The following is a 24,564-nucleotide window of genomic DNA, read 5'->3' on the forward strand; positions in this document are numbered from 1 at the left end:
AACTTCCTATCTGCATAAAAAAAGCCAATTTTCTTTTGAAATGAGAAAATTGGCTTTTGGTAATTCAATTGATTCTAGCGTTTGACTACAAATGTTGTCACACTTTGAGCCGGGAGATGAGCCCAAAATTGATTACCTGATATATTTAAGTCTGTACCGGGCTGAAGGTTGCTGTTGCTGCTCGTAATCCATCTTGATGCTTGCGAAGCAGTTCCATTTTGCATCACAAAGTGCTGATTGACTCCTGAATTGTTTTTGTTAATTGCGACAATGACGACCTGATTGTTTCCTTTGTAGGCAGATACGAAAACATTTGATTCAGGACTTTTCGTTGCATCAATTCTGACGTATCCCGGGCGTACAAACTTGGAGAAATGCGCCATGTTGTAACCGCGTTTACTGATCAGGCCATCTTCCTTCATAGGGCCGTAGGATCTGCGGATGTACCACCAAACATATGCCTGAAAGTCCCCTTCTACCATCGAGTGATGAATATGCTCTGAAACCCCTAATGCCTCAGGCCAGCGGTCGGCTGAATTGTTATCGCTATTCGGGTAGTAGACCTCTGTCATCCAAAGCTCCTTCCCCCCTCCTTTTTGTTTGAACAGAGGATACGGAAGCTGGCTGATTTGGGTTCCATACAAATGGGCTCCGAGAATGTCCATATTTCCAAGCGCCTGCGGATCATTTAAGATAGGATCTGATATATTTTTAAGGTATTGAAAGGATTCTGGCGCAATCACGCGGGCATTAATGGAGCCGGCATTTTCTCTCATGAAACGCAGAATTTCCTGAGGAGTCCACCATGTCCATTCATGTGCATAATCGGGCTCGTTTTGTACTGATATCGCATAGAGATTGACGCCATTATTTTTCATATACGTCACAAAATCGTTCAGATGCTGAGCATATGCAGCGTATTGATTGTATCTCAGGCGCTTTGCAGTTGTACCATTACGGTTGAAAGTCTCGACCATATGGCTTGGAGGATTCCAAGGTGAAGCGATCACTAAAGCTCCATGCTCTATTGCTCTTTTAGCTGTGGCGACCTCTCTGTGCCAATTATTTCTGTTCTCATCTACAAAAATTCTTAGAATGGAAAACCCTAATTGATTCTGCCCATTGCCAAAAGCGGTTTCCCTTTGAGGTGCGGTCAAATCACCAATCCAAGCCGGGTGGTTCATTCCGCCAAAGCCGCGAATCACTTGTCTTTCTGCATTGATATTAATATTGGCATCTGCTGCTGAAACTTCAGTGACGCCAGGTCCGATGAACATGACAGACAGCATGGTGAAGCAGATCAATAAAGTACAGATTGGTTTTTTAATCATTGACATCAAATTTTTCCACTCTCCTATCATTTTGTCATCCTTTGTTATTGAGTAAACCGCCAGGAATCAAACTGAAATAGGTTTGAACCTGTTCCAGTAAAGACAAAAAATACGTTGTGCACGCCAGCTGCTCCGTTTACTGTCGTTTCTACTTCTCGCCAATTGTTTGTTCCGCCTGTGGAAGGGACATTTAGTGTCCCGACGAGTCTGCCGTCAGGGCTTCCGAGGCGTACTTCTATTTTTCCGCCTGCATTTGATGCTACATTCGCTTTAAATGTTCTTGCGCCGTTTGATCCGAAATCGACGTTACTGGCAGCCACCCAATCTCCATTTTGAATGTTTGTGACATGCTGGTTATTGACCGGTCCGCCTGGAGCTGAGGAGGCCTCTGTTAAAATGCGTCCATTCCAAGCAAATGTTTCAGCTTCTACCCGCTGATAAGGATTCAGGTTGGAAAGCTGTTTGACCCCTTCAAAATTGGCTGCAACCTCTCGAAGGGAGCCGTCAGCATTATGCACAAGCTTGTTAATATGCGGAGATCTGTAGCCTTTTCCTGCCCCGTATAAGGCAGAGCTGACCGTTTGGGTATGATACACGACATACCACTCGTTTTTAAAATTGAACACAGCATGATGGTTGTTACCGCCTCCACCGAAAAATGCACCCGGATTTTTCAGGAAGTGCCCTCTATACGTAAAGGGACCCATCGGACTTGAGCTCGTCATATATCCGATCTCACCAGGTGGTTTATCTGCTGGGTGGGAGCCGCCAAAGTTGATGCAATAGGAATAGTAATAGGTTCCGTTATACTTATGCATCCCTGAGTCTTCAAACATAAAAGGAGCATCAATGGTCGAGGCGCTGCCCACAACACTTGTCATATCAGGCCCTAGTTTTAAGACTCTTGCTGTTTTAGGATTTGCCCATTGTCCCTGAGTTGGATTAGAACCGCCTGGTACGCCTCCGCCGGCATATAAATACCCAGTGCCGTCATCATCTACAAAAACGGCTGGATCAAACAGCCATACAACCCCGGACATTCCTGGTGTATTTGGCGTGACGAGCGCTTTTCCGATAGGATCTGTCCATGGGCCGATTGGGGAATCTGCTGTCAGAACACCAATTCCTCCGCCGCTGTTCGCGAAATAAAGGAAAAATTTATCTTTCCCATTGATTTTTTTCACCGCCGCTGATGGAGCCCAGGAAGCACCTGCCCATTTAGCAATCCCTTTGCCGCCATTTGCCCCATTAGCCCCGGCTACTGGAATCGCGCCATGATCTGTCCAGTTCACCATATCTGCTGAAGAGATGACGAAGACCCTATTCAAATTGGCAAAAGAATTATCTTTAATCGTTCCGTTGCTGTGATATTCATAGTCATCACTCGACATATAAATGTACACTCTTCCGTTATAGGTGAGCGCAAACGGATCAGCGCCTAAATGGTGGTCTATGAGCGGGTTTGCATTTCCAACACGTTTTGCAATTGTTGTGCTTGCCGCACTCGCATCATATACCGGTAAAAAGCTCAGTACCAAAGCAAAAATCAATAAACCAACGCCGCACTTCATCCTCGTCCTCATCGTTTCATTTCCTCCTGTTTTCATCTTCCTAATATTGGGGTTTAGGCCCAATTTCAAAATATGTTGATAGGTACTGATGAAGAATGAATAGAAAGAATGATTTCTAGTGCAAATCCTTGCTGTAATCATGATGAAAACCCTTACTTTTTGACTAGAAGACAACAAAAATGCAGTCTCCGATGATGGAGCTGCATTTTTTCTTTTTGGTAATGAAAAAAGAGACTGCTTTCAGCAGCCTCTTCTTTTGAATTGATTATACTTTTTCAGGAACAAATGATTGATGATAAAAGGCTGGACGTTCTTGGAGATGGATTGGTGTTGTCTTACCAGTTGCCTTTGCTTTAAGACAAGCATCTGCTGTTACGGCAGCTACATATCCATCCCAAGCAGTAGGTCCATTTACTTCTCCTTTTAAGGAGGAATTGATCCAATCCTGCAATTCTTCGTCATAGGCTGCTTTAAATCGATGCTGCCAGTCTGTTAAGATATTTGTAGATCGTGTTGCCTGACTATGCAAAACGACACTGGCAGGATCAGGAAGACTTGCAATCCCTTTTTCACCGACAATTTGACACTGAATGTCATAGCCGTACTGACAATGAACGAATATTTCGCCATTGATGATGGTTCCTTGCTGCGTTTTCATGATCACTAATAAAGGATCTTGTAAGTGCTCAGCCGCTTGCTGCGTTTTTTTAGGTGCAATGACTTGTACGGATACGTATTCATCATTTAGTAACCAGCGGTGGACATCGATTTCATGAATGAATGTATCGACAATTGACATATCTCCTGTATATGTGTCAGGGACGGTTTGGTTTCTATGTGCAGCATGAATTATTAATGGTTCACCTACTTGTCCTTCATCCAGTACTTGTTTTAAAGCGCGATATCCCGAATCGTACCGGCGCATATATCCAACCTGTACGAGTAATTTCCCTTTCTTCATTTCAGCCTCGACTATACGAATGCAGCCTTCTGCTGTGGTTGCAAGTGGTTTTTCACAAAAAACAGGTTTATTAGCTTCAATAGCAGCTAACACATATTCTTCATGTGTCGGCCCCCATGATGTGACGATAACGGCATCTACCTCATCTGATTGAATGAGTTGATGGCCATCCTCATAAATACGTGCATCAAGGCTGAATGCATCTACGATGGCTTTCGCCTGCTGTCTGTTTACATCAGTAACAGCCACCACTCTTCCTTTAGACAGCGTATTTGTAATTCGTTTCATATGATCTTGACCAATGGCACCTATACCAATAACACCAATCTTTAATTCCATCTTGTTACCTCCTGTTATTGTGCTTTTTCGCACAGCTGTTTTGAAGTTGATAGGAGTATGTTGTATTACATATAACGAGCGGTGACCATTTTCTTTCTAGTATAAAATTCAACACCGTCCGTGCCATTTGCGTGCAGGTCGCCATAGAATGAATCTTTCCAACCTGAGAATGGGAAAAATGCCATTGGTGCTGGAACGCCGACATTAATACCTAACATGCCTGCATCAATATTCTCGCGGAATTCCCTCACACTTGATGCACTGTCAGTGTAAAGGCAGGCACCGTTTGCAAATTTAGACTCATTGGCAATTTCAATAGCATCAGCAAGCGATGAAACGCGAACAATGGATAAAACTGGAGCGAAAATTTCGTCCTGCCAAATTTTCATTTCTTTTGTTACATGATCAAAAATAGTCGGTCCGATAAAGTATCCTTCTCCTTCTGTTTCACGATCTTTGCGGCCATCACGAATGAGACTCGCTCCTTCTTCAATACCTGATTGAATATATTGAAGCGTTCGTTCTTTGTGACTTTCCCGAATGACCGGGCCGAGGAAAACATCTTCGTTCATGCCATTTCCAATGACCATTTGATTGGATTCAGCGATTAATTTTTGAATGAGCTCGTCAGCGATGTCTTCTTCTACTGTGACAACAGCTGCAGCCATACATCTTTCTCCAGCAGAGCCAAAGGCAGCGCCGGCAATTTGTTTGACGGCCGCATCTATATCTGCGTCTTTTAGGACAATAGAGTGATTTTTAGCCCCTGCAAGTGCTTGGACACGTTTGCCATGCTCTGTTCCTTTTTTATAGACATATTCTGCGACTGGCTGAGAGCCGACAAATGAAATAGCTTTGACGTTTTGATGTTCAAGCAGGCCGTTAACGACATCGTGAGCCCCATTGACTATGTTAAGAACACCTTTTGGAAGACCCGCTTCTTCAAACAGCTCTGCTAACCGTGCCGCAAGAACTGGGGTACGTTCTGAAGGTTTTAAGACAAATGTATTTCCGCAGGCAATGGCAAGCGGGAACATCCAGCAAGGAACCATCATTGGAAAGTTAAATGGCGTAATGCCGCCAATGACGCCAATAGGATAGCGGTACATGCCTGATTCAAGTCCAGTCGCAATATCTGGCAGCTGTTTTCCCATCATTAAAGTTGGGGCACCGGCTGCGAATTCGACGCATTCAATGCCTCGCTGTACTTCTCCGCGTGCTTCAGTTAAGCTTTTTCCATTTTCGAGCGTAACCAGTTCGGCTAATTCCTCCCATTTTTCGACTAATAATTGCTGATATTTAAAGAGAATACGTGCACGTCTTGGTACAGGGGTTTTCGACCAGCTGGTGAACGCTTCTTTAGCTGCTTGAACTGCTCGTTCTACATCTCCTTTTGTTGATAGGGGAACTTCTGCAATGATTTTCCCTGTTGCTGGATTATAAACGGGTTCAGTTTGACTTGTTTCAGCATTTACCCATTCTCCTCCAATATAATTTTTTAATGTTTTGACAGTTGTTTTAGCCATGGTATTCTCTCCTCTACGATTAAATTGGTTGTGTTTGTTCAACTTTTGTTTTGTTCATCAAGTCTTTGATTTCTTTAACTGTGGGCATGGCATCTGATGAACTATGCTTAGAAATTACGATGGAGGCAGAAGCGCTTCCAAAACGCATAGCTTCTTCAATGGACATGTTGTTCATCAGTCCATAAATAAAGGCTGAAGCATATGAATCACCCGCTCCAAATGTTTTGAGGACCTTTGTTTTAAAGATGCCGCCTCGATATGACTGTCCATCCTGCGTATAAGCGATGGAACCATCACCCCCATGTTTAATAACAACGATTTTGGCATGGTGTGAAAACCATTTTTTGGCGGTCGATTCATCATTTGACGGTCCATCTGCTATGAGTTTTTCCATCATATCAAACTCTTCTCTTGTGCCGATGATCACGTCTGATTTTTCAGCAGCTAAATTGTAATAAATCGCTGTTTCTTGCTCGGTTTGCCAAGTGTATGGACGATAATCCAGGTCAAAGAAGACAGTTACGTGATGCTTACGTGCATAATCAAGTGCCGCAAATACTGCTTCTCTTGACGGGCTTTTTGCTAGCGCAGTGCCTGAGATGAGTAAGGCTTTCGCCTTTTTGATATATTGTTCAGATACTTCTTGGACATCGATTTTTAAATCTGCTACATTGTCTCGGTACATTAAAATACTGCATTCTTCGGGACTCTTAATTTCAGTAAAAGCAAGACCCATGACAGCACCAGTTTGATCTATGACAATGCCGTCTGTATTGATGTTGTTCTTTTCCAAGTAGCTTGTTGCAAAACGTCCCATCTGATCGTTAGCGACTTTTCCAATGAATCCAGATTTCATACCGAGCCTTGCTAAACCAATGGCAATGTTGGCTGGAGACCCCCCGACGTATTTTGTGAAAGTCATCGTCTCTTCCATCGGCCGATTCAGTTCGTTCGCATTTAAATCAATACATAATCTACCCATTGCAATAACATCAAGCTGCCGATCTTGTTTAAATGTTAAGTCTAGCATCAGCGCCCCTCCCTTTTCATACTCAATTTGTTTTTCATCACCCATTCATGTTCAGCATTGTTATGAAACTTCCAAGTTCTCACTGGACCTGCCATGACATTCAAATAATAGATTTCATAGCCAGGTGGTGCTGACACAGGGTGATATCCTTTTGGTACAAGAACGGCGGAACTATCTCTTACAGCCATTGTCTCATCTAGTGAAAGATCATCTGTATATACTCTTTGTAAAACAAAACCTTGTTCTGGGTTTACTTTGTGATAATACGTTTCTTCTAAATAAGATTCGTGCGGTAAATTATCTTGATCATGTTTATGCGGCGGATAGCTCGACCAGTTTCCTTCCGGTGTAAATACTTCCACAACAAGCAGGTGGTCAGCTGGTTCATGTTCGGGTAAAATGTTGTGAACTTGTCTTGCAATATTACCTGCACCTCTATGTTCAACCTCTACTTGTTCAGGAAGAATCAGACGAGCTGGATATGTGCCTTTTCCAGGTGCACTACAAACGGCGATCTCAATATCTGTTATGGCTTCAATTTCGTAATGATCATCGTTTGGTATATAAATGGAGAAAGGAGGTGTTTTCTCAAAAACATTCATTCGTTTGCCAATTTCTTTCCATGTCTTTTCTTTCGTTTGGAGATGAAGTTTCCCTGATAAAATGACAATGCACACCTCATTTTCACCTGTTTTTTTACGAAGGTTTTCACCTTTTGCCAATGTGTACACCTCAAAACCAATATAGATCCAGCCTGCTGATTGAGGTGTGATGCTCAGCACCTTTCCCTCTTTGTCTCTTTTTTGTTTCGGTACAATTAAATCAGCCATTATGCACACACCTTTCATGTAGCTTTTCTTAATATTGTCTTGCTTGTTTTAATTTTTGCTGTTTTTCTTCATATTCTTTTTTGATCTGTTCTTTATCAGAGATTTCTGAGATACCTACGTTCCACCATGAGTCACCGTAACCTACTGTCATAGTTTTTGGAAGTACCTTCACATCAATCAGGGTACTGACCGTCTGCTTTTTAGCATCTTCAACCGCAGATTTCAATTCATCGAGTGTATGAACTTCATATGTTTTTGCTCCATAACCTTTTGCTGATTGTGCAAAATTGATTCTCATAATCTCTCCATCAAGCTGTCCTGTTTTCTTGTTTCTTTTTCGAAATTCAGTCGCGAAACTGTCCATTCCATGGCCCATTTGCAAATTATTAATACAGCCAAAACCGGAGTTGTCAAAAAGAATGATATTCATTTTATAGCCCTCTTGAATGCTTGTGACAAGTTCGCTATGCAGCATTAAATAACTGCCATCACCTGTTAAGGCATACACTTCTTTGGTTGGTTCAGCCATTTTTACTCCAAGTGCAGAAGCAATTTCGTAGCCCATGCAAGAGTATCCATATTCAAGGTGATATGTGTTTCGCTCTTTTGTCACCCACATTCTCTGTAAATCTCCTGGGAGACTGCCTGCAGCACATGTAATAATGGCGTCAGATGGAAGACATTCGTTTAAACAGCCAAGTACAGTCGTTTGAGGTAGCGTTGTATGAAGTTTTTCCTTATATTCATCTAATTCATGATCAAAGTGGCTTTTGATTTCAGGTGTAAAGCCTGTTTCAGTGTATTGAATATGATGAAGCCGATGTAATTCTTGTGCCCAGCGCTGCTTTGCTTCTTTGATTTCATTTTGATAACCTGTTTGATAGTTTGCCAGTTCATCCTTTAATGCAAGGAGTGCCATCTTCGCATCAGAAATGACTGTTGTTGCATCTAATTTAGATGCATGGTAATCGGATAGATTGATCGTTAAAACATCACTGTTTGCGTATAGCCGTTTAGATGATGTTGTAAAGTCTGTAAATCTAGTGCCGACACCAATAATAAGGTCAGCCTTCTGAGCGAGTTCATTGGCAGCACTATTGCCAGTGACACCAAGTCCACCTACATTTAATGGGTGGCTGCTTTCAACACAGCTTTTACCAGCTTGTGTTTCACTAAAGGGTATATGAAAAGTTTCAGCAAATTGGATAAACTCGTCAGCCGCCTCTGAGTAACGCACCCCTCCGCCTAAAATCAAGAAAGGCTTCTTTTTCTTACGAATGAGTGCCGCTGCTTCTTGAATACTTCTTGCTGAAGGTGCATATCTGTCTAAAAAATGCGTCCGCTCTTGAAAAAAAGACAGCGGGTAATCCCATGCTTCTCCTTGAACATCTTGAGGCAGCGAAATTGTGACCGCACCAGTATCTGCTTGATTTGTTAAAACACGCATGGCGTTAATCAGTGCGGACATGAGCTGTTCTGGTCTTGAAACCCGGTCCCAGTATTTACTCACAGCCCGAAAGGCATCATTCGTCGATAAACTCAAGTCATATGTTTGCTCAATCTGCTGAAGTGCTGGATCTGGCTGTCGTGTGGCAAAGACATCACTTGGGAAAAGCAAAAGTGGAATTTGATTCGCTGTTGCCGTTGCAGCAGCTGTGATCATATTGGCAGAGCCAGGCCCAACGGATGAGGTGCAGGCCATTACTTGTTTACGTTGCTTTTGTTTTGCGAAAGCCGTTGCAGCATGTGCCATCCCTTGTTCATTTCTTCCTTGATATACCTCGAGCCTTCCAGGGTTTTCTTGAAGGGCTTGACCGAGCCCCAACACATTTCCGTGACCGAAAATAGTAAAGATTCCTTTGATAAAAGGCTTTTTTTCACCGTCATATTCAACGTACTGGGCATTTAAAAATTTGACCAATGCTTGACTCACCGTTAATCTGATTGTGTCCATTTTGTTCCCTGCCTTATCTGAAAATATTTTTGACATGTTCCTTCACGATAAGGTTTGCTGACTTTTATCTTGTGAAGGAGCAACGATCCATTTGATATGATTCTTTTTGAAAAAGGTTGTATAGGAGGTATCCAGAGAATCGTCAGTGATTAAGTAGTCAATTTCATCCAGCTGGCAATATGTCAACATCGCATATTTATTGAATTTTGTATGATCTACTAATAGAATCACTTCTCTACCTTTTTTGACGACCATTTCCTTCATGCTTGTTTCTACTGGCGATGAATTTGTTACTCCATTTGAAATAGAGACCCCTGTTGAGGCCATAAACACTTTATCGAAGTTGTATTGAAGTACATCATTTGTATTAGTAAGGCTGGAAAATGATTTCGTTTTTCGCTCTAATTGGCCGCCAGTTGAAATGACTTGAAGCTGAGTGTAAGGCAATGCTTGTACAATAAAATCTAAGTTGTTCGTGACAACCGTTAATTCCTTTTCTTTTATAAAATGAATCATTTCTAATGTTGTGGTCCCAGAGTCAATAAAAATGACATCGCCATCATCTACTAATCGAGCCGCATCTTTTGCAATCCATCTTTTTTGAAGTTGGTTTCGTGTTTGTCTGTCATAAAAAGATTCAAGCCTTGCATGATTGGCTGCTACTCCCCCATAAACTTTTTGGATATGTCCTTCTTCAACGAGCTTTTGAACGTCTCTTCTAATTGTATTTTTTGACACCCCAAAGGTTGTGACAAGATCATCTAACGAGACAGACTGATGTTGGATCACATATTCTTTTATTTGCTGGATTCTTTTCATTTTTATCATGCTTAATCTTCCTTTTCATCTTATCTATGGGAGTGTCTGCTAGATGTGATCAAACACGCTGACTAGATCCAAATTGTTGGATTTTCATCTTGACAGCTTGTTTAATGGCTTCTGTACCAGGTGTTAAAATTGTTTGTGGATCATTGGTTGCTTTGTTTTCAGTTAGTTGAGCTCGGACAGCTTGATTCCAGGCTTCCAAGCATTCAGTGTTGACATTGATTTTTGCATGACCAAGGGAGATAGCCCTTTGAATCTGATCAACAGGAATGCCTGAACCGCCGTGTAAGACAAGCGGAACGTCTGTGAGTTCAGCTATTTGCTTCATCTCATCAAAACCTAGCTTCGGTTCTCCTTGATAAGGGCCATGCACTGAACCGAGTGCTGCGGCTAAGGCATCAATTCCTGTTTCTCTAACAAGGCGCACACATTCGTATGGATCAGCATAGATGATATTTCCTATCAAGCCATCTTCCATTCCTCCAACTGAGCCAACTTCAGCTTCGACAGATACACCTCTTTTAGAGGCATAATGAACAACTTCTTTTGTCATGGCAATATTTTGTGAAAGAGGATAGGAAGAGCCGTCTATCATGACTGAGCTAAATCCTGCATCAATGGCAGCTTTGCACCGAGAGACAGTCATGCCATGATCTAAATGTAAAGAAACTGGGACATGGATCTCCAAATCTTTCATTAACCCTTCAACCATGCCTACAATCGTGTGAAAGCCGCCCAAATAATCAATGAGCCGGTCAGAAGCTGCTAAAATGATAGGAGATCGCTCCTCTTTTGCCGCAAGTAAGATGGCTTTCACCCATTGCAAACCATTGATATTCATTTGTCCTACTGCATATTGTTTTTGTTTTGCTTCATGCAGTATGCTTTTCATTGAAATGAGCTTTGAATCTATGACGGTCATCTATTGAACACTCCTTACTGTTGAAACTCCTTTTTCATCAAATTGGTTCGACACGGTCTTTGTTTTCATCCCTTTTATTTAAGACAGCGTTTGATGATCTGTCGTGATGTCAATGGATGTTTGATCGTGCTTACGGAAATTCATTTCTAGTTCTTCAAGTGTCAGCCCTTTTGTTTCCGGTAAGCACTTCACCACAAACAAAATAGACAGGACTCCGAAAGCGACAAAAACGAAGAAAGTCATCGAGAGGCCGATCTGAGCAAGTAATATTGGGAACGTCAAACCAATTAAAAAGTTCACCATCCATAGACAAAATACACTCACCCCCATACCAAGCCCCCGCAGCCGAAGAGGAAAAATTTCTGACAGCATGAGCCAAGTGACAGGAGAGATGGCGCCTTGCTGGAATGCAAGGAATGTAATCGTCAAAAATAAAATCAAATATGGAAGAAAGGCTGTTCCTGCAAAAAGATTAGAGCAAATGCCGATAGACAGTAATGTGAAGGTTGTTCCAATCAAGCCTGAAATTAACATAGGGCGACGTCCTATTTTGCCAAGCAGCCAAATTCCAACAAATGTAGCAAGAACAGAGATCACACCATTCCCGATATTCCCAATTAGAGCTGCCTTCGTTTCGAAACCTGCATCTTTTAAAATTTCTGTTCCGTAATACATGATGGAATTCACCCCTGTGAACTGCTGTACAACCGCAATTCCTATGCCGATAAACACAAGCCGCCTAATCCAAGGCGTGGATAAATCTTTTAAAGTCGCTTTATCTAAATTCACTTCTTCCCTGTAAGCGTTCTCTATTTCGAGCAACTCCGTTTTCGCCGCTCCTTTTGAGCGAATGCGGTGAAGTACTTGAAGTGCTTCTTTGTTTTTCCCCTTTGTTACAAGCCATCTTGGGCTCTCTGGCACTTTTAGCATACCGAAGAATAAAATAATGGCTGGAATCGCCGCAATTGGTAGCATGATGCGCCATACATACGGGTTCTCTCCAAATAAATTTCCAATCAATGCATTACAGATGAAAGCAAGTAATTGACCGGATACGATCATCAGTTCATTTTGTGTGACGATTCTTCCGCGTTTTTCTGCTGGAGAGATTTCAGCTAAAAAGGCTGGAACTATGACTGAAGCTCCTCCAACTGCAAGTCCTAATAAGAATCGGAATAAGACCATTACTTCAGCGTTTGGTGATACAGTACATCCTAATGTAGAAAAAAAGAATAGAGCGGCTAAGTAAAAAATAGTTTTACGGCGCCCGAACCGGTCTGATAAACGTCCGCATATGACTGCACCTAATGCTGCACCTAATAATAATGCACTTGTCACAATCCCTTGCATCAATGCTGTTAAATTTAACTGATTCGGTAAAGACATGTAAGGTAATGCACCATTTAATACACCAGTGTCATAACCAAAAAGAAGTCCTCCAAAGGTCGAAATTAGGATAATAGATCTTAAATTGGTTTGTTGACTTTTGTTCATGGTCTTTTCTCCTGTTCTCTTTAAGAATGAATAGCCAAGTTTTCATCAATATACTGACGAGCCTTTAATGCATATTCTAAAGGATGGGCAATCGCAGGATTCTGTTCAGCTTCAATGACGATCCACCCTTTATAGCCATGACTGATTAACAAACGGTATACTTCATTAAAATCGATACAGCCATCCCCAGGTACTGTAAACAGTCCATTTAAGAAAGATTCAGAAAAAGACAATTCTTTTTGACGACAGCTTTCCATCACTTCTTTTCTCACATCTTTAAAATGCACGTGCTGGATACGGTCGATATGCAGTTTGAGCAAGGATAAATAATCGCCATCTGATACGTAAATATGTCCAGTATCATATAGAAGGTGAACATACCGAGGGTCTGTTCCAGCTAAAAGACGTGTGACATCTGATAAGGTTTGTACCCCTGTTCCGAGATGATGATGATAGACTAGTTTGAGATGATAACTGTTTGCTATTTGACCTAATTCATTGAGACCTTCTAAAAGCAAAGCCCATTCCTCACCTGTGAAAGATGGCTGATGTTGATAGATGTTGATGTTTTCTTTTTGAATGGAATACGTTTGCTCTGAGACAACAGCTACACTAGCATGAATGTCTTGCAAGTACTGACAATGCTTTTTGAATGCTTGTATTGAAGCCGATAAACCATCTCGGATTATATAACTGCTAAACCATTTTCCAGCTATTTTTAAATTGCGAAGGTTTAGTTCTTTATTCAAGACAGCTGGTTCTGGAAAGAAACCACCTGCTTCAGTTCCTTCAAAGCCAGCGACACAAATATCACTTAATAAATGAGATAGTGTGTTTTCGGCGCCAAGTGCTGGGATGTCATCGTTCCTCCATCCAATAGGCGCGATGCCCCATAAAATTTCTTCTTTAGACACGTTGTTTGTCACCTTCCTTTTATTCATTCCTTATTTCCATCAAATTATCATGAGTTAACCAATATAGTGATAATTAATTGGGTAACTTATGGTTAAGTTTGAGGTAATCATAATATTAAAAGCGCTTTCAGTCAATTGTTTTTCTGAATTTTTTCTATTTATTTGTGATTTTTTGTATAAAAAAACCTGATGGCATTTGCACATCAGGTCTTTTTTTCTTGTCCATTTATTATAGATTTGACTTAATTTTAATGATAGATTCACCATAATGCTTCATGGATTCTTTTAGTTCTTCAATAAACTTTTTCACATATGTTTTCATAATGAATGACTCCTTCGTTTTTCGGATTCTTTCATTATGAAGACAGTGTGTTTTTTTTGCAAAACAGATGAAAGCGTCAACAAACTTTCAATTCATCCATTTGATTCTTTTTCCTGTGATTTTCACCCACTACTATTTTTTTAAAAAAAGATAGATTGGCATGATTAATTTGACGATGGTGATGAAACGCTATACTGTGTAGCCCCTTTGTAGGCTGGCAGTATATCCCCATGCGCTTCAATGAGGTCGTCGCAAAGATTCACGATGTCATCAATTGATAGTTCAGCGCTTGTGTGTGGATCCAGTAGAGCAGCTTGATAAATGTGTTCTTTTTTACCGCTGATTGCTGCTTCAATTGTCATCAGCTGTGAGCTGATATTCGTTCGGTTGAGTCCTGCCAATTGTTCAGGTATTTCTCCGACATAGCATGGCATGATGCCGCTTCGATCTGCCACACACGGTACTTCTACACAAGCTTTTTCAGGCAGGTTGTCAATGAGCCCGCCAGTGTTCAGAACATTCCCGCCAAATTTAAAGGGAACGTTCGTTTCGATCGCTTCAATGATCCGGGAACCATATTCTTTTGAGCGGGTATGTGTGATCTGTGTGTTTCCCACAAGGTCATGCTTCATTGTATTCCAATTGTTGATTTGTTCCTCGCAGCGTCTCGGGTATTCATCGAGCGGAATGTTAAACTGACCGATTAGTTCTGGGTACCGTGATTTGATGAAATATGGATGGTATTCGGCATTGTGCTCTGAGGATTCTGTGACATAGTAGCCGAATTTATCCATCAGTTCAAAACGAACCATATCATGATGCCGCGATTGCTGTTTTTCTTTTGCTCGTCTTTTGATTTCTGGATACAAGTCTTTTCCGTCCCGTTTTACTTCTAATAACCATGCCATATGGTTAATGCCGGCGATTTTTTCTTCAATGCCTTCATGATCCATTTCAAGAGATTCAAATAGGTCCTTTGTACACACCTGCACACTATGACAGAGACCAACCGTTTGAACCTGTGTATAGCGAAGCATCGCACCTGTCAGTGTGGCCATTGGGTTCGTGTAATTTAACAATAAAGCATTTGGGCAAACCTCTTCCATATCCTTTGCAAAGTCAAGCATGACAGGAATCGTCCGAAGGGAGCGGAAAATGCCGCCGATCCCTACCGTATCCGCAATCGTTTGTCTTAATCCGTATTTTTTAGGTATTTCAAAATCAATGACAGTACTTGGCCGATAGCCTCCAACTTGGATGGCATTGATGACATATTTTGCATCCTTTAAGGCTTCTTTACGGTTGTGATAAGACTGGATGGTCACGTTTGCACCGTAATTTGCTTTTAAATGCGACAGCATTGTTTCTGATTCTTTCAGCCGGTTGTGGTCGATATCATATAATGCGAATTCAAAGCCGGCAAGGGCGGGAACAAACAGACAATCTCCTAATATATTTTTAGCAAACACGGTACTCCCTGCACCGATAAATGTAATTTTAGACATAGACGACTCTCCTTTTTACATCCATATTGGGCTAGCCTTTGACAGAGCCTTGTGAAAGCCCTGCGATAAAATATTTTTGCAAAAGTAAAAACATCGTGACCATTGGCAGCATCGCAATGAGTGCAGCTGCCCCAACAAGCTGAAGCTGATGCTGATTTTGACCAAAAAAATGGGATAAGGCGACTGTGAGTGTATGCATCTCTTTATCTTGCAAAAAGAAGATAGCAAATTGATAGTCGTTCCAAATATACACGCAGGCAATGATTAATACAGAAGCGGTAATGGGCTTCAGAAGCGGAAAAACGACTGTGAAAAAAACTCTAAGTGTCCCTGCTCCATCAATACGGGCAGCTTCTTCAAGCTCCTTTGGAATTGTCGACCGGATAAAGCCTGCGTATAAGAAAATTGTCAGCGGCAAAAAAGCAGCCACATTATTTAAAATAGCGATTTGGTAGGTGTTCATCATCCCGATTTGAACGACCATTTTATAGAGCGGGACAAGGGCTGTAAGCGGTGGAATGACCATAATGGCAATAAATAAAACATAGACTGCTTTATTCAGCTTTGTGTTCCTTCTTGCAAGCGGATAGGCTGCAAGAGATCCAAACATAATGAGCAATACAGCGGAACTGAACGTAATGATCACTGTATTCAAAAAGGACTGGCCAAGCTGAGCCTCTGTCCATGCTGTGCGGAAGTTTTCAAGATGCAGCGCTTTTGGAAACAGCCATTTTGAACTAAAATCTCCTATCCCCTTTAATGATGTCGTCACCAAAATATAAAATGGAATGAGGTGTAGCAATGTGATCAATAGTGCGAGGACGGAGTACCATCTTTTCTTGCGCTTATAGGCCTTATCCATCACACCTCGGTCTCCTTTCGTTTGAAATAAATCAGCGCTGCGACACTAATGACAAGGATGATGACCGCCATGAAAACCCCTTGCGTCGCTGCATAGCCTGCATCCTGACGTTTGAAATACAGATCATACATAAAGGTCGACATGGATTGCGAGGAATCTCCAGGTCCGCCGCCCGTGAGTGCCACGATGACATCAAAGAGCTTGAGCCCTCCAATGACATTCAGCACAACATTAATGGTGATCGACGGCATCAGCAGAGGCAATGTAATCCGCCTGAATTGCTGGAAGCCCGATGCGCCGTCTAATTGCGCCGCTTCATAATAATCCTTAGGAATACTTTGAAGTCCTGCTAAATAAATGATCATCGCAATCCCCACAAATTGATATGTGTTGACAAGCACAATGATCCATGTGTTTAATTCCGGGTTGCCGAGCGCATTTATTTGATCAAATCCAAAAAGCGTCACCACATCATTTAAGGCACCGCCTTGGTAAGCAAACACAAAATACCAAATATAGCCCATCGCAATCGGGCTGATCATGACAGGTAAATAGATGACCGTTCTTGTGATGGCTTTCATCTTTAAGCTTTGATTTAATAAAAGAGCATATCCAAGTCCGATGATATTTTGCAAGATGGTGCTCCCAATTCCATAGAGAAGCGTGTTTTTGACCACAAGCCATGTCGCTTGATCCTGAAGCAGCCTTTGATATTGCTCAAGACCAATCCATTGATAAGTTTGTGAAAAACCGTTCCAATTCGTAAAAGAAAGCTGAATGCCGTTCAAAAAAGGATAAATGATAAAGGTACTGACGACGAGAACAGCTGGCATGTACATCCACCAAAGTGATGAATTCTGGCGTTTTTGTATCTTTTGTTTTGGTAAAGAGGTGAATGCGGCTGGCTGCTTTGCTTTTGTGATGTCATTCATTGGCTTCACTCCTGTTTTCAGCATCCATCGGCTATTGTTTTTTCAAACGCTTATATTCCTCTTCCATTTTCTTTGATAACTGTTCTGGTGTGATGGAGCCTGCTAATAATTCTTGACCGGTTGTTGCCATGACTGCCCACATTCCGCTTGGTAAGTATTTTCGATCGAAATACGGTTCAATCTTCACCTCTTTGTATTGATCGTAAAATGTAGAGTAATAGTTTTTCGCTTTCACTTGTTTTAGAGCTGTTTCAGAGGATGTCCCCTCTGCGATTTTTTTGGCGTTTTCAGGTTTTGCTAAAAAATCGATGAATTGTTTTGCTTCTTTTAGATGCTTAGAGTCTTTCCAAGCAGCAACAGTAAACCGTTCTCCGCCAATCCAGCTTTGTTCATCTCCTTCATGAATGGCTGGAACAGGCATCGTGCCTACTTTAATCGATGAATTCAGCTCTGTCGCTTCAGGTCCTAAAGATCCCCCGAGAAAGGTGAAGGCGATTTTGTTTTGTGCCATGAGTTCAGGCGCTTGAGAGAGTTTCGCTGTCAGGACATCCTTGTTTAAAAGGTCTTGATCCTTCAGATCTTTCATGAACCGGGCAAGCGGTGTATAGAGAGACCAATCAAATGATCCGTTTTCAAGTTCCTTTCCGTATTGATGCTTTTGATCGGTGATTAATAAAGGCGTCGCCAGCTCATCAAAGACTTGGGCAATATTTGAGTTATCTCCTCCTGGTATCCAGAGCGGCACAACATCACCTTTACTTTTTTCTTTCACTGTCAGCAAAGCAGATTTTAATTCATCAAGTGTTCTAGGGACTTCTATGCCATATTCCTTTAATAGATTGGCATTAAAGCTTAGCCCGTCTTTTGCTTGATTCAGCGGATAAGCGTACACTTTGCCATCTTGATCTTTTAAAATTTGGTCGAGTGAAGGATCGAGCTGTTTGACCCAATCCATCTCTTTTAAATCAGCCACATACTCGCTATAGCGCAGTTTGGCCCAGCCGTGTGTATCAAACAGGTCTGGCATATCGTTTGCTCCCATTTTGACGCGGATCATATCTTCATAGCTGTTGCCTGGGAAATTAGCATCGATTCGAATCTGTTGATGCTCCTTCTCAAACTCACGAATGACTTCTTCAAATGCTTTTCTTTCCCCGCTGTTGCTCATCGTTGAAAATAGCGTCAAGGTGACCTTTCCATTTGCTTCAGATGAGCTGTTATTACCGCAAGCAGACAAAATCATGGTCAAGAACATGGCTGCAGTCAGCAGCATGATTTTTTTATTCATGGTTTCCTCCTTTTAATCACTGAAAATTCAGACGATAATCGGTAGAATTCATGCAGTTGCGGAAACAAAGGAAGTCCATTATACTGGAATTCTATTCTTTTCTAAGAGATAAGAGAGCAAACCGGCAGGCTGCCTTGTTCTTAGCATGATCTGGCCATCATGCTAAGCAGCTTGCTTTCTGCTTTTTTGTCTCTTTTTTGTGTGCTGAAATCTATGGTTCACCTCCTTTCATGGACGAGGCATGTACTGTCTCGCTCGATGAGTGTTGTTGGCACGACGACTTTTAGAGGAAGTTTTCTTCCGTTTATTCTCTCAAGCAAAAGCTTCAGACCGACTTCCCCCATTTCTTCTGTATATACTTTGACGGTCGTAAGCGGCGGGCTTGAAAATGACGCGGCTTCAATGTCATTAAACCCAACAATCGATACATCTGAAGGTACGTGTAGACCCGCTTCATGCAGAGCGCGCATTGCGCCGATTGCCATAGAGTCACTTCCAATGAAAAAGGCTTGCGGCAGTTTTCCCTTTTTGATCGCTTGCTGCATAAGCGTATAGCCTTCTTGCATCGAATATTCACCAATGTGGATGTCTTCCATATGAAGAGCGCCCGCTTCCTGCATTCTTTTCATAAACGTCGTTTGTCTTTCGTCTTCAATCACAGCGTTTCCTTCGAAATAATGCTCCCGCTCTTTCCCGCCAATATAGCCTAGATGTGTATAGCCGAGAGATTGCAGATGGCGAATGGCGCGATCTGCCGCTCTGACAAAATCGACATGTACACAATCATACAAATCTTCATCCGCATAATGATTGATAAAAACAATGTGTTTCATTCGATTTGTCATTTTTTCAACCGTATCGGGGCTGATTCGTCCAATGACGATCAAACCGTCAATATCCTTTAGCATTGCCCCTTTATCCATGCTTCTTAGGCGAAAGGTATGGAGAGTGGACAAGCCTTGTTTGGCATATTCTTTTTCAATTCCTTTTCGAATCGATGAAAAAAAGGGATCATTTAATTCTTCGTCAATGGATTGAGCGACAACGACACCGATGACTGGGGATTCAGATGGGCTTTTTTCTTCTGCTTGATCGGCTTTTCTTGCTCTCACTGGGGTATAGTTTAACTTCTTAGCAATGTCGAGGATGTTTTGTCTCGTTGCGTGTGAAACGGCAAGCGTTTGATCGCCATTTAACACACGGGATACAGTGGAAACGGACACTTTTGCATCATGAGCAATATCTTTGAGTGTGGTCATAGGCAAACTCCTCATCGTTATTTGACTAAATATTTACTAAAGATATTTGAAGGATAACACATAAATAAAGCGCTTTCAATTTGAATTTTTGATTTTTATTTTGTTTTTGGGTAAGTTTTGGTGAATGAATTGTGTTTTAGTAAAATTTGCGTAAAAGAGAGGATGGTTTTCATCCTCTCTTTTACTAACGTGATTCGATTGAGGCTGTTTCTTTTGCAAATATTTGCTTCATTCTTTCCCAAGCAGTGTCGAGTTCTTTATGAAGTCCAAATAAACCTGAGGTGCCGATGATGTAGATCTCATTTCCAGCCTCAGCAAGCAGCCGGAACGTGCTCTCATTACAAGAGCCGTCTACTTCAATTGAAAACGAGTATCCTCCATGTTTTTTGATATCTCTCACCTGTTTAATTTTTTGAAGCATTTCTTTAATAAAAGGCTGCCCGGCAAAGCCTGGATCGATTGTCATGATCGTCACTCTGTCTATTAAATGAATAAAGGAATCTAATGCTGCAACTGGTGTGGCGGGATTTAGAACAAAGCCAACATCACATTTTCTTTGGTGAATATGCCGGATGATTCGAAAGGCATCTTTTTGCACGACTTCTGGGTGTAAACAAATCATCGTTGCGCCTGCATCAATACATGCATCGATTAAAAATTCCTGCGGATGTTCGGCCATTAGATGAACATCAATCGGTAAATTTGTCAGTTTCCGAAGCTGTTCAATGAAAAAGGGTGATAACGTCATATTCTTCACATAATGCCCATCCATCACGTCGACATGGTACCGGTCTGCTCTTGTGTTGAGAAGATGAATTTGTTCACGGAAGTGCGTTAGATCCATGCACATCAGTGAAGGGGAAAAAACGGCTGTCATTCTCTCGCTCCTCCTTTTTACAGCTGAAATAAAAACTTGATCAATCCAATCAAGATCCCGATGATACCAAAGTCTGTATCTCCAAACGTTGTCCCTTCAAAGCCAAGGGTTCCTAACACAGGTAATAAACAAGCAGGTAAAAAGGAAAGAAGCAATCCATTTACAAAGGCCCCAGCAACAGCACCTTTTACCCCTCCTGTTGCATTGCCGTACACGCCTGCTGTAGCACCGCAAAAAAAGTGCGGGACAAGACCAGGGACAATGACAGTTAAACCAAACAAAGGTAAAAGAAAAATGGATACGATGCCTCCTGCAAAGCTGCATAAAAAACCGATAATGACCGCATTTGGCGCAAATGGAAAAACGGTTGGCGCATCAAGTGCCGGCTTTGCCCCCTTCACGAATCGATCGGCAATCCCTTTAAACGCAGGTACGATCTCGCCAATGGCCATCCGTACCCCTGCTAAAATAATGTACACGCCAGCAGCAAACGTAATCGCCTGAATGAGAATGAAGACAGCGAAGTTCGTACCCCCGCTAATTTGTTCTATAAAAGGAACTCCTGCAAACGGTGCAATCGCAAAGAACAGTAAAGCCATCGTAATCGAAATGGCAACAGATGTATCTCTTAGAAAACCTAGTGATTTAGGGACTTGAATGGTTTCCGTTGATTTTTCAGGAGAACCAACCCATTTACCGATCATTCCAGCAGTAAAATACCCGAAAGTACTGAAGTGTCCGAGTGCGAGATCATTGCTTCCGGTGACTTTTCTCGTAAACGGCTGAAGGATTGCGGGTGCAATGACCATAGCTGCACCTAATATCATTGAGCCAATGGAGATGAGCAGCCACCCGTGCATACCGGCTGTCGAGAGAACGACGGCGAGCATCGCCGCCATATACAACGTGTGGTGACCAGTCAAAAAGACGTATTTAAAGGGTGTGAATCTTGCAAGTAACAAATTGACCAGCATACCAAAAATCATGATGAGTGCTGTCTGTGTACCGAATTCCTTTTGAGCAATAGCGGCCATAGCATCTGTATTTGGGACAACCCCTTGAATATGAAAGGCTGCTTCAAACATCTTTCGAAAAACCCCGAGTGAATCAGAGACGACTGTAGCGCCGGCCCCTAGTATTAAGAAACCCATGGTTGTTTTCAAGGTGCCTGACACAGTGTCTGCGGCTGATTTTTTCTGCAAAAGTAAACCGGCTAGTGCAAACAAACCGATAAGAATGGCAGGTGTACCCAATATATCGTTCATGATCAGTTCTATCATGATGTGAATCCCCCTTTTTCATGACTTAAATGTGTTGACGAAGGACGTCTTTAATGGCTTTCTGGTCTAATAAATTATTTAAGCCAGCCACATTTCTTGTGCCGTCATTCAGCTGGTCAATAATATCAGCTGCGCCGATATAAAGATCTGCTTGTTCATTTTTACTTGTACTGAGATCGGTATGATCCACTTCAGCTTTAATGCCTAATTCTTCTAATGCTTTTTTGACATTCATTTCTACAATAAAGCTGCTTCCTAACCCGTTTCCACATACAACAAGAATTTTTTTCATTGTCTTTTCCCCCTTTATATTTGTGAAAATTGATCAATTAGTTCTTGAACAGATGCTAAATTTTCTGCTTCAATCAATTGTTTCGTCCGTTTCTCTTCACTTAACAGCATGGTCAGCTGTTTGAGTGCTTTCAAGTGGCTCATGCTGTCAATAGCGGCTAACACAATGACGAGCCGCACCTGCTTTTTTCCATCCTTTGAAAACGAAATGGGCTGTTTGAATGACATGAGCGTCATGCTCAATTTGTTCACGCCATCCTCTGGCCTGGCATGTGGGATGGCCACTTGTGGTGCAATGACAATATAAGGACCATTTTGATGAACAGACTGTATCATGGCTTCTACATAACTTGGTTTAATAGCATTTTGATCAAGTAAAGGCTGCGCCGCTTTTGTAATCGCCTCTTGCCATGTGTCTGCTGTTTGGTGGAGCTTGATGGTTTGTTCTGTTAATAAATCATTTAACACTGGGTTCCACCCTTTCTGATAGGATACATATGTGGGATGTAGCAGCTCCCGAATGTCATGAAGCAGTGCTTGTTTATTTTGTACGATGGTATGCTGCTGAATGATGTTGAATAAAGCGTTTACATGATTCTCGTCAATCTTCGCTTCGGAGCCTTTCCCGTATTGAAGTAATGTTTTTTTCTCATAGGCAGTTAAAATAGGATGAACGAGATGAACTGGTTTTCCTTTAAACGAAATAGGTGTTGTGGACACAACGAAATCTGCATCAACGGCTGCTAATTCTTCATATGCACGCTTTGATAAAAGTCCGCGTACTTCAATATAGCCGATTAATTCGAGAAGCTGAGTTTTCAGCATGTTACTTGTGCCGATTCCTTCTCCGCAGACAATGTATACAGACCGCCTGGCAATGGATGAAATTCCTTCTCTTCTCATCCAGCTGCCAAAATGCATGGCGAGATATGCAATTTCATGGTCACTCAACTTTGAACAGGCCGCCTTTTCTAAATGACATGCAACTTTCTGAGTGATTTCAAACACTTCTGGCTGTGCTTTTTTTATAGAATCCGTCAGTTCGTTGATCATACCAATGTGATAGATGAGCCTGTAATAGGCTGGAATTAAATGCATTGTTAAGTTTTGCTCCAATGCTTTAGGTTCTTGAAAGGAAATACAAGCATATCGCTGAAAGTCAAATATCATTTGTCTGGCGATGGTGCGAATGAGATGTTCTTCTGGTTTTTTAATTGATGGAAGTTTTTGTTTTTTTGCACTGAGCCATAAGGTGCTAAGAAAATAGATCTCATCATCATGAACAATGAGACTGGCCTCTTTTTGAATCTGTGCCATGAAACGAATAGCCGCCAAGCATTCCTCTGTTTCCTGCAATGTTCGCTTTTCTTCGTTTGAAATGTGTACAGCATGCCCCAGCTTCATCCGCTTAAAGTAAAAAAAGAGATCCAAAGAGAGCTGATCCAGCATCTCATCTGCAAATTCAAGCTTAAGTTCTTGTTCTGACTGCTGGAGGAGATGGTGTACCCGTTTGGATGAAATAGGTCCCTTTAACCAAAACGACGGAAACGTTTTTTCGTTTTTTATCATGGTGCGAATGAAATGTATATAAGGTTTGAGTGCCAATCGAATGGCCCTTTCGTCTCCTGAAATGACATAGCCGCTTGCTGCCTGATAGCGGAGTGTGATCTCCTGCTTTGAAAGCGCTTCTTTTAGCTGTTTCATATCCTCGAGTAATGTATTTCGGCTCACCTTTGTCATCTTCATAAAATCATCAATTCTTAGGCAATGCTCGCTGCATGCAATGGATAAAAGCAAGATAGCCCTTCGTTCCTTTACACATGGTTCATAATCGTGACCAACAAGCATGGTGTCAGCTTTTTGAATAATGACTTCTTTTTCATGAGGGTTTAAATAATAGCCAAGTTGGCCTTTTCGCTGCACACCACTAAGCTGATGTGTTTCCAGCCAGCTGTTCATTCGTTTGATTTCAGCATAAACGGTTCGAGTCGAGACATTCATTCGATTCTGTAAATCTTCTATTGATAAATAAGATGTCGTATGAAGCAGCATAGATAGTAACGTCGTGCCCCTTTTGGTTAAGTACAGTTGGAATTCCTCCTTTCTTCCCTTTGCTTATAAGTCTAATCAACTCACATGCATCAAAGAAGTCCAAATGTCTTCAGCACGTGCTGTGCAGCGATTGTGTGCTCTTTTCATAAGAAAAACACACCATTTGAGTGTGCTTTGAGGCTTGTATACTATTTGAGAA

At 41.8% G+C, this 24,564-nt stretch carries 20 protein-coding genes; all 20 read right to left on the bottom strand.

All coding sequences use genetic code 11. The features are described from left to right. Positions 1–74: 74 nt before the first annotated feature. The gene (locus M1D81_RS09360; protein ID WP_456264967.1) at positions 75–1,340 is read right to left on the bottom strand and encodes a glucuronoxylanase; all 1,266 of its coding nucleotides are present in this window, start codon (positions 1,338–1,340) and stop codon (positions 75–77) included. Between the two features lie 35 nt (positions 1,341–1,375). Continuing rightward, on the bottom strand, positions 1,376–2,914 hold the full coding sequence (locus M1D81_RS09365) for a glycoside hydrolase family 43 protein (RefSeq protein ID WP_034622046.1): 1,539 nt from the start codon (positions 2,912–2,914) through the stop codon (positions 1,376–1,378). Between the two features lie 253 nt (positions 2,915–3,167). After that, positions 3,168–4,202 carry a Gfo/Idh/MocA family oxidoreductase gene (locus M1D81_RS09370; protein ID WP_456264966.1) on the bottom strand — a complete coding sequence of 345 codons (1,035 nt, stop codon included), beginning with the start codon at positions 4,200–4,202 and terminating at the stop codon, positions 3,168–3,170. A 65-nt stretch (positions 4,203–4,267) separates the two neighbouring features. Then, entirely contained in the window at positions 4,268–5,728 is a 1,461-nt protein-coding gene (locus tag M1D81_RS09375; RefSeq protein ID WP_456264965.1) for a CoA-acylating methylmalonate-semialdehyde dehydrogenase, read from the bottom strand. A 19-nt stretch (positions 5,729–5,747) separates the two neighbouring features. Further along, positions 5,748–6,758, bottom strand: a complete 1,011-nt coding sequence (gene iolC / locus M1D81_RS09380) for a 5-dehydro-2-deoxygluconokinase (protein ID WP_456264964.1) — start codon at positions 6,756–6,758, stop codon at positions 5,748–5,750. Beyond that, positions 6,758–7,588: a 5-deoxy-glucuronate isomerase gene (iolB, locus tag M1D81_RS09385; protein WP_456264963.1), complete on the bottom strand. Its 831-nt coding sequence runs from the start codon at positions 7,586–7,588 to the stop codon at positions 6,758–6,760. The genes iolC and iolB overlap by 1 nt, the downstream gene beginning before the upstream one ends. Positions 7,589–7,616: 28 nt before the next feature. Continuing rightward, the gene (gene iolD, locus M1D81_RS09390) at positions 7,617–9,542 is read right to left on the bottom strand and encodes a 3D-(3,5/4)-trihydroxycyclohexane-1,2-dione acylhydrolase (decyclizing) (RefSeq protein ID WP_456264962.1); all 1,926 of its coding nucleotides are present in this window, start codon (positions 9,540–9,542) and stop codon (positions 7,617–7,619) included. A 42-nt stretch (positions 9,543–9,584) separates the two neighbouring features. Then, positions 9,585–10,370 carry a DeoR/GlpR family DNA-binding transcription regulator gene (locus M1D81_RS09395; protein WP_456264961.1) on the bottom strand — a complete coding sequence of 262 codons (786 nt, stop codon included), beginning with the start codon at positions 10,368–10,370 and terminating at the stop codon, positions 9,585–9,587. A 49-nt stretch (positions 10,371–10,419) separates the two neighbouring features. Beyond that, on the bottom strand, positions 10,420–11,289 hold the full coding sequence (fba, locus tag M1D81_RS09400; RefSeq protein ID WP_456264960.1) for a class II fructose-1,6-bisphosphate aldolase: 870 nt from the start codon (positions 11,287–11,289) through the stop codon (positions 10,420–10,422). Positions 11,290–11,367: 78 nt separating this feature from the next. Next, entirely contained in the window at positions 11,368–12,783 is a 1,416-nt protein-coding gene (locus M1D81_RS09405; protein WP_456264959.1) for a sugar porter family MFS transporter, read from the bottom strand. A 20-nt stretch (positions 12,784–12,803) separates the two neighbouring features. Continuing rightward, positions 12,804–13,697 (bottom strand): myo-inosose-2 dehydratase, encoded by an 894-nt coding sequence (gene iolE, locus M1D81_RS09410; RefSeq protein WP_456264958.1) that lies wholly within the window; start codon positions 13,695–13,697, stop codon positions 12,804–12,806. A 486-nt stretch (positions 13,698–14,183) separates the two neighbouring features. Then, a complete protein-coding gene (gene melA / locus M1D81_RS09415; protein ID WP_456264957.1) occupies positions 14,184–15,524 on the bottom strand; it encodes an alpha-galactosidase in 1,341 nt (446 codons plus the stop codon). Positions 15,525–15,555: 31 nt separating this feature from the next. Beyond that, entirely contained in the window at positions 15,556–16,386 is an 831-nt protein-coding gene (locus M1D81_RS09420) for a carbohydrate ABC transporter permease (protein WP_456264956.1), read from the bottom strand. Then, complete coding sequence (locus tag M1D81_RS09425; protein WP_456264955.1) at positions 16,386–17,318, bottom strand: carbohydrate ABC transporter permease; 933 nt, start codon at positions 17,316–17,318, stop codon at positions 16,386–16,388. The genes M1D81_RS09420 and M1D81_RS09425 overlap by 1 nt, the downstream gene beginning before the upstream one ends. Positions 17,319–17,349: 31 nt before the next feature. Further along, positions 17,350–18,606 (bottom strand): ABC transporter substrate-binding protein, encoded by a 1,257-nt coding sequence (locus M1D81_RS09430; RefSeq protein WP_456264954.1) that lies wholly within the window; start codon positions 18,604–18,606, stop codon positions 17,350–17,352. 218 nt (positions 18,607–18,824) lie between these two features. Then, a complete protein-coding gene (locus M1D81_RS09435; protein ID WP_456264953.1) occupies positions 18,825–19,865 on the bottom strand; it encodes a LacI family DNA-binding transcriptional regulator in 1,041 nt (346 codons plus the stop codon). A gap of 184 nt (positions 19,866–20,049) precedes the next feature. Continuing rightward, entirely contained in the window at positions 20,050–20,742 is a 693-nt protein-coding gene (gene alsE / locus M1D81_RS09440; RefSeq protein ID WP_024425190.1) for a D-allulose 6-phosphate 3-epimerase, read from the bottom strand. 17 nt (positions 20,743–20,759) lie between these two features. After that, on the bottom strand, positions 20,760–22,022 hold the full coding sequence (locus M1D81_RS09445; protein ID WP_456264952.1) for a PTS ascorbate transporter subunit IIC: 1,263 nt from the start codon (positions 22,020–22,022) through the stop codon (positions 20,760–20,762). Between the two features lie 25 nt (positions 22,023–22,047). Further along, positions 22,048–22,314, bottom strand: coding sequence for a PTS sugar transporter subunit IIB (locus M1D81_RS09450; protein WP_456264951.1), 267 nt, complete (start codon positions 22,312–22,314; stop codon positions 22,048–22,050). A 14-nt stretch (positions 22,315–22,328) separates the two neighbouring features. Then, positions 22,329–24,401: a BglG family transcription antiterminator gene (locus M1D81_RS09455; RefSeq protein ID WP_456270902.1), complete on the bottom strand. Its 2,073-nt coding sequence runs from the start codon at positions 24,399–24,401 to the stop codon at positions 22,329–22,331. Positions 24,402–24,564 lie beyond the last annotated feature (163 nt).

The sequence above is a fragment of the Bacillus sp. JZ105 genome, assembly GCF_053903125.1.